The 4,192-nt window shown below is 66.1% G+C and carries 5 protein-coding genes; 2 read left to right on the top strand and 3 right to left on the bottom strand.

Annotated features, from left to right (window positions below; translation table 11 throughout):
- The 3 genes from VFJ08_RS08680 to VFJ08_RS08670 all read right to left on the bottom strand — a co-directional run.
- Positions 1-822 (bottom strand): ABC transporter permease (locus VFJ08_RS08680; protein WP_324996801.1); only part of this gene is annotated, 822 nt, incomplete at its 3' end.
- Complete coding sequence (locus tag VFJ08_RS08675) at positions 815-1,939, bottom strand: ABC transporter ATP-binding protein (protein ID WP_324996800.1); 1,125 nt, start codon at positions 1,937-1,939, stop codon at positions 815-817. The genes VFJ08_RS08680 and VFJ08_RS08675, both read right to left, overlap by 8 nt.
- An 18-nt stretch (positions 1,940-1,957) precedes the next feature.
- Complete coding sequence (locus VFJ08_RS08670) at positions 1,958-3,256, bottom strand: FAD-binding oxidoreductase (protein ID WP_324996799.1); 1,299 nt, start codon at positions 3,254-3,256, stop codon at positions 1,958-1,960.
- 311 nt (positions 3,257-3,567) lie between these two features.
- On the opposite strand from VFJ08_RS08670, the gene VFJ08_RS08665 reads away from it, so the two are divergent.
- Together VFJ08_RS08665 and VFJ08_RS08660 are read left to right on the top strand one after the other, a co-directional pair.
- Entirely contained in the window at positions 3,568-3,780 is a 213-nt protein-coding gene (locus tag VFJ08_RS08665) for a hypothetical protein (protein WP_324996798.1), read from the top strand.
- On the top strand, positions 3,777-4,082 hold the full coding sequence (locus VFJ08_RS08660) for a DUF3301 domain-containing protein (protein ID WP_324996797.1): 306 nt from the start codon (positions 3,777-3,779) through the stop codon (positions 4,080-4,082). Before VFJ08_RS08665 ends, VFJ08_RS08660 begins: the two co-directional genes overlap by 4 nt.
- Positions 4,083-4,192 lie beyond the last annotated feature (110 nt).

Here is a 4,192-nt window from a genome sequence, read left to right as displayed (position 1 = left end):
CGCCGCGAACTGACGCGCCACCAGGTTGCCGAGCATCATCGATTTGCCGCCGCCCAGCAATTCTGGAATCACGTACATGCCGAACGCCGGAATCGAGACCAGCACGGTACCGGCCAGAAGCCCCGGCAGGGTCTGCGGCAGCACCGCGTGGATGAAGGTACGGATCGGGCCCGCCCGCAGATCGCGCGCGGCATCGATCTGGGCGGTGTCGAGTTTTTCGAACACCGCGTACAGCGGCAGCACCATGAACGGCAGGAAGTTGTAGATCAGCCCGATCGCGACCGCGAACTTGGACGGAAAAAGACCCATCTGCGGTGGAATCAGCCCCAGCCAGGCCGCGAAATCGCTGACCGGCGCGTGCGGCGCAAGAATATTCATCCAGCCGATCGCGCGGATGACCTGATTGCTCCACGACGGCACCACCACCGCCAACAGCATCATCGGACGCAGCCGCGCCGGCGCCCGGGTGATGTAATAGGCGACCGGGTACGCCATCACGATCACCACCGAAGTCGACAGCACGGTCTGCCAGATCGAGCGCACCACGGTATAGAGGTTGCCGGGCGACCAACCCAAAAAGCCGAAGCCCGCCAGTTCCTTGAACGCCTCCAGCGTCCACGGCATCTGCGGCAGGCCGTAGGTGCCGTTGGTCATGAAGGCGATCGACATCAGGTAGGCGCTGGGTAGCACCAGAAAGACCACGATCCAGATCACGCCCGGCGAGATCACCGCCATCAGATGCACGAAATGACGGGGCGCCCGGCGCTGCGGCGTGTTTCCGAGGCGCACCGGGCGGGCCGGCGCTGGGTTCGAACTAGGCATGGAAGGTGACCACCCCCGAGATCTGTACGGTCACGGCCACGCGGGTGCCAACATCGAACATCGGTTCGCCCACATTGTTGCAGGTGACCACGATATCGATCTCCTCGCCGAGATCGAGCGTGTACTCGGCGACGTGGCCGCGATAGACCCGTTCCTTGACGGTCGCGGTGAACACATTGGGCGCGTCGTTCGCCCGGTCCGCCGCGACCATGGTCATGGTCTCCGGCCGGATCAGCACATGGCTGCCGCGCTCGAAATCGCCGGACAGCCGGCCGAAGCATAGATCCAGGCCGGATTCATCCTGATCGCGGACCTCGAACAGATTCTGATGCCCCATGAAGCGCGCCACAAACAGGTTCTCGGGATGCTCGTAGAGCTGCTGCGGCGGCCCGATCTGCTGGATGCGGCCGTCGTCGAGCACCGCCACGCGGTCGCTCATGACCATGGCTTCCTGTTGGTCGTGGGTGACGAAGATGAACGTCATGCCCAGCCGCCGCTGGATGCGCGACAACTCGAGCTGCAGTTCGCTGCGCAGCCCGGCATCGAGCGCGGACAGGGGTTCATCGAGCAGCAACACGTCCGGCTCGTTGACCAACGCCCGGGCCAGGGCGACGCGCTGGCGCTGACCGCCGGATAGCTGATCGACCCGGCGTGTCAGGAGACCGCCGATCTTGATGAACTCGGCGATCTCGGTGACCCGTCTGTCGATCTCGGCCTTGTCGACGCGGCGCATCTTGAGCCCGAAACCGATGTTTTCCGCCACGTTGAGATGATTGAACAGCGCATAGGACTGGAACACCGTGTTCACGTTGCGCTTGTGCGCCGGCACCTTGGTGACCGACGCGCCGCCGATCTCGATATCGCCGTCGGTGGCGTTCTCCAGGCCGGCGATAATGCGCAGCAGCGTCGTCTTTCCACAGCCGGATGGGCCGAGCAGAGTGAAGAACTCGCCGCCGCTGATCGCAAGATCGATTCCTCGCAGCGCGATCGCGTCGGCGGCGAACTGCTTGGTCACGCCGCGCAATTCGATGGCCGAGCCGGCGCGGCGCGGCTCCGGTTCGCTTTCTGTCGGCGGCTCGGCGATGGCCGATGCCGCGGGTGTCGACTGCCCTTTCATATTAGCCCTCGCGCTATCTTAGACTCGGTCGCGCATGCGATAGAAATTGGTGGCCAGCACCAGCAGCGGCGTGCGCAGCCGCGCACCGCCGGGAAAACGGCGGTGGCTGACCCGGGTGTACAAATCGAAACGCTCGGCCTGCCCGGCAACGGCTTCGCCGATCAGCTTGCCGGCCAGTCCCGCAAACGCCATGCCATGGCCGGAATAGCCCTGGGCATAGAACACGTTGGGTCCGATGCGCCCGAAATGCGGCGCGCGGTTGCGGGTCACGCCGACCAGGCCGCCCCAGCTGTAGTCGATGCCGATGCCTTCCAGCGCCGGGAACAGCCGGCCGAGCTTGGCCTGCATCCGCTCGTTAAGACGCTTCGGCGCCCGTTTGCCGTAGCTGACCTGCCCGCCGTAGAGCAGGCGCGGGCCGTGGGCCGAAGCCGGGGCCGCCGAAAGCTGATAGTAGTCGAGCACGAAATTGGCGTCCGAGACCGCATCGTCGCTCGGCAGCGTCTCGGCCACTTGGCGATCCGACAAGGCCTCGGTCGCGATGATGTAGTTGCCCACCGGCATCAGATGGCCGGCCAGCTCCGGCGCCACATCGGCGGCCAGATAAGCGTTGCCGCCCAGCACAACATAATCGGCGGTCAGCTCGCCGTCGCGGGTGTGCACCGTGGCCGGCTCGCCGTGCGCGATGCGCTCGACCGGCGACTCCTCGTAGAGCGTCGCGCCGGCGGCCTGGGCCGCGCGCGCCAGGCCGAGCACATAGTTCAACGGATGCAAATGCCAGGATTCGGCATCGTAAAGCCCGCCGATATAAGCCGGGCAGCGCACGCGCTCGGCCAGCGCGTCGCGATCGAGCAACGTCAGCCCCTCATAGCCATAAACGCGCCGCATGTGCTCCTGTTCGGCCGCTAAAGCCTTCATATGACGTGGCTTGAGCGCGGCGTATATCGCGCCGTCGCGCAGATCGCAATCGATATCGTGACGGCGGATACGATCGACTGTGAGCGCGACCGCCTCGCGCGACATCTCGAAGATTTGCCGGGCGCTGTCGGTGCCCAACGCATCGGCGAACGTCGACATGCCGGTGCCGAAACCGGTGAGTATCTGCCCGCCGGAGCGGCCCGAGGCGCCCCAGCCGATGCGGTTCGCTTCGACCAACGCGACCGAGTAACCGCGCTCGGCGAGATTGAGCGCGGCCGAACAGCCCGTCACGCCGCCACCCACCACGGCCACGTCGACGCGGCGCGCGCCGCCGAGCGGCGGCGTGGGCGCCAGCGATATGCGCCGGCTGTCGCGATAGTAGCTGTCAACGTAGTCGCTCATAGACATTTTATTTGTGATCACAATCCAAACATGCCGCAATCGACGGCCGTCTGTCGAATCGCGCGATCGCAGAGCCCGTATGCCTGTAAAGGGCAACTACCGTACGGTCAAAGCGCCGCCTGCAAGCCGCGGACCCGCTTTCGCGCGCCCGTCTGCCCGCCCAAAAAGCGTTGATGCGTCGTCTTTTCCACGGTTATAGCGCTTTTTCGAACTCTTTGTGATCACAAAAAAGCCATAGACCGCATTCGATCGGCGTTGGCGGCCGCGGCGGGCCACTCTATGCTGAACCCGAAAACGAGACGAGTAGGCGCATGGTTCGCTACGACCAATTGACACCTGCCACCGGCACGAACAAACGCCAGCAAGCGATCTATTCCGCAGGATTGGCCGGACGCCGGCCGGCGATTCCGGTCGATCACGCCGCGCTGGCGGCCGAGGCCGGGCGCCGCCTGTCGCCGGCCGCGCACGGCTACATCGCCGGGGGCGCCTCGGCGGAGGCCACCGTCGCGGCCAATCGCTCATGATCGATCTCGCCCCCTGGCTGATCGGACTGGCGATCGTCGCCCTGATCTGGTGGCGCGCGATGGGCGCCCGAACGGCCGCCCGGCGCGCGGCGCAGGCCGCCTGCGAGGAGGCCGAGGTCAGTTTCATCGACGAACTGGCGTTCAAGCGCATCGGCCTGACCCGCGACAGTCGCGGCGCCTGGCGGGTGATGCGCCGCTACGGCTTCGAGTTCTACCGCCGCGGCGACCGTCGCTACGCCGGCACGATCGAGATGCACGGCCAGCGGGTCGCGCGGGTCTATATGGGGCCGCGACCGGTTTGAGCCGGGCCCGCGTGGCGCGCGCCAGTCGCGCCCGGCCGGCCGGGGCTTAGGGCCTGCTGCCGTTTCATACGGCCCCGCGTTGCAGCCCCAAATCGTGTCAGCCAAGACGC

The organism is Salinisphaera sp. (assembly GCF_035690525.1).
GTDB lineage: Bacteria > Pseudomonadota > Gammaproteobacteria > Nevskiales > Salinisphaeraceae > Salinisphaera.
The sequence above is the reverse complement of the archived record's forward strand: the minus strand, read 5'-3'. Positions and strand labels throughout refer to the sequence as shown.

What these genes read in the sequence shown, in the direction of transcription:
- VFJ08_RS08675 (WP_324996800.1), bottom strand. Translation starts at nt 1,939, where the DNA reads ATGAAAGGGCAGTCGACACCCGCGGCATCGGCCATCGCCGAGCCGCCG.
- VFJ08_RS08660 (WP_324996797.1), top strand. Translation starts at nt 3,777, where the DNA reads ATGATCGATCTCGCCCCCTGGCTGATCGGACTGGCGATCGTCGCCCTG.
- VFJ08_RS08665 (WP_324996798.1), top strand. Translation starts at nt 3,568, where the DNA reads ATGGTTCGCTACGACCAATTGACACCTGCCACCGGCACGAACAAACGC.
- VFJ08_RS08670 (WP_324996799.1), bottom strand. Translation starts at nt 3,256, where the DNA reads ATGAGCGACTACGTTGACAGCTACTATCGCGACAGCCGGCGCATATCG.